Origin of the sequence: Mesorhizobium sp. M2A.F.Ca.ET.037.01.1.1 (assembly GCF_003998075.1) — a bacterium.
Taxonomy (GTDB): Bacteria; Pseudomonadota; Alphaproteobacteria; order Rhizobiales; family Rhizobiaceae; genus Mesorhizobium.
Genome location: NZ_RZSA01001091.1, coordinates 1 through 2,051, shown reverse-complemented (window position 1 = coordinate 2,051; position 2,051 = coordinate 1). Strand labels below are relative to the sequence as shown.

Sequence of the window (2,051 nt, the reverse complement as noted above, 5' to 3'; positions counted from 1 at the left end):
GACATCCTGGAGGTAGAAATCGAAGCCGTTGGTGTTGCCGAAACCCTGGATGGCGGGTGGGGCCAGCGCGAAGACCTGGGCATCCCTGATCTTGGAGAAGGCGCCCATGGCGCGGCCGGCGACCGCAGACACGGACAGAGCCGAGGTCTTGCGCTGGTCGAAATCCTTCATCCGCACGAAGGCGATGCCGACATTCTGCCCGGCGCCGCCGAAGCCGAAACCGGAAGCCGTGAACACGCCTTCGACCGCGTCCTTCTCTTCGTTGAGATAGTGGTTGGTCACCTCAGCCAGCACGCGCTCCGTGCGGTCCTGCGTCGCGCCGACCGGCAGTGAAGCGCTGGTGATCAGAATGCCCTGGTCCTCGTCCGGCAGGAACGAGCTCGGCAGCCGGGCGAACATCCAGCCCATGGCGATGACGATGGCCAGGAACACGGCGAGGAAGCGCCAGGAGCGGTTGATGATGCCGTGCGAGCCGGCGCGGTAGGCGATAGTGCCGCGATCGAACATGCGGTTGAACCAGCCGAACGGACCCCTTTGCGTCGCATGGTCCTTGGCCGGGCGCAGGATGGTGGCGCAGAGCGCCGGCGTCAGCACCAGTGCCACCAGCACCGAGAGCACCATTGCCGAGACGATGGTGACGGAGAATTGCCGGTAGATGATGCCGGTGGAGCCGCCGAAGAAGGCCATCGGCACGAAGACTGCCGACAGCACGGTGGCGATGCCGATCAGCGCGCCGGTGATCTCGTTCATCGATTTGCGCGTCGCTTCCTTCGGCGGCAGGCCTTCCTCCTGCATGACGCGCTCGACATTCTCGACCACGACGATGGCGTCGTCGACCAACAGGCCGATGGCGAGCACCATGGCGAACATGGTGAGCGTGTTGATCGAATAGCCGAAGAAGGAGAGCACGCCGAATGTGCCGAGCAGCACCACCGGCACGGCGATCGTCGGGATGATGGTGGCGCGCAGGTTCTGCAGGAAAAGCAGCATCACCAAAAACACCAGCACGATCGCTTCGGCCAGCGTCTTCACCACTTCCTCGATCGACAGCCGCACGAAGGGCGAGGTGTCGTACGGGTAGACGACCTCGACGCCTTGCGGAAAGGTCGAGCTCAGGCGATTGATCGTCGTGCGCACCGCTTCCGCGGTGCTGATCGCATTGGCGCCGGTCGCCAGGCTGACGGCGACGCCGGCGGCCGGCTTGCCGTTATAATGGGCCTGGGTGGTGTAGCTTTCGGCGCCGATCTCGACCTTGGCGACATCGTTCAGCCGCACCAGCGAGCCGTCGGTATTGCTCTTCAGGATGATGTTGCGGAACTGCTCGGCGGTCTGTAGCCGGCTCTTCGCCGTTACGGTGGCGTTGAGCTGTTGGCCCTTGCGCGCCGGCAACCCGCCGAGCTGGCCGGCCGAGACCTGCGTGTTCTGCGCCTCGACGGCCGTGGCGACATCGCTCGGCATCAGCGAATATTGCGCTAGTTTGTCCGGGTCGAGCCAGATGCGCATGGCATAGCCAGAGCCGAAGAGCTGTGTCGAGCCGACGCCTTCGACGCGCTTCAGCGTGTCGTTGATGGTTGAGTCGACATAGTCCGCGAGGTCGGTCGAGTTCATCTTGCCGTCGCTGGAGACGAAGCCGATGACCATCAGGAAGCCGGTCGAGGATTTGGAGACGGTGATGCCGTTGTTCTGGACGACCTGCGGCAGCTGCGACTGCACGAGCTGCAGCTTGTTCTGCGTCTGCACCTGGGCGGTGTCCGCGTTGGCGCCGCTGGTGAAGGTCAGCGTGATCGAGGCCTGTCCGGTCGAGGTCGACGTCGCCGTCATGTAATCGAGGTTGTCGATGCCGGTCATGCCCTGCTCGATGACCTTGGTCACCGAGTTCTCGACGGTCTGGGCATCGGCGCCGGGATAGCTGGCGCTGATGTTCACGGTGGTCGGAGCGATCTGCGGGTATTGCGAGATCGGCAGCGACTGCAGCGCCAAGAGGCCGCCCAGCATGATCACGATGGCGATCACCCAGGCGAAGATCGGCCGGTTGATGAAGAATCCCGACA

General features: G+C 64.0%; 1 protein-coding gene. It reads right to left on the bottom strand.

Annotated elements, in window-relative coordinates:
- On the bottom strand, window positions 1–2,037 hold a 2,037-nt coding region (locus EOA27_RS33735), incomplete at its 3' end, for an efflux RND transporter permease subunit (protein WP_281059506.1).
- Between the last annotated feature and the right edge of the window lie 14 nt (window positions 2,038–2,051).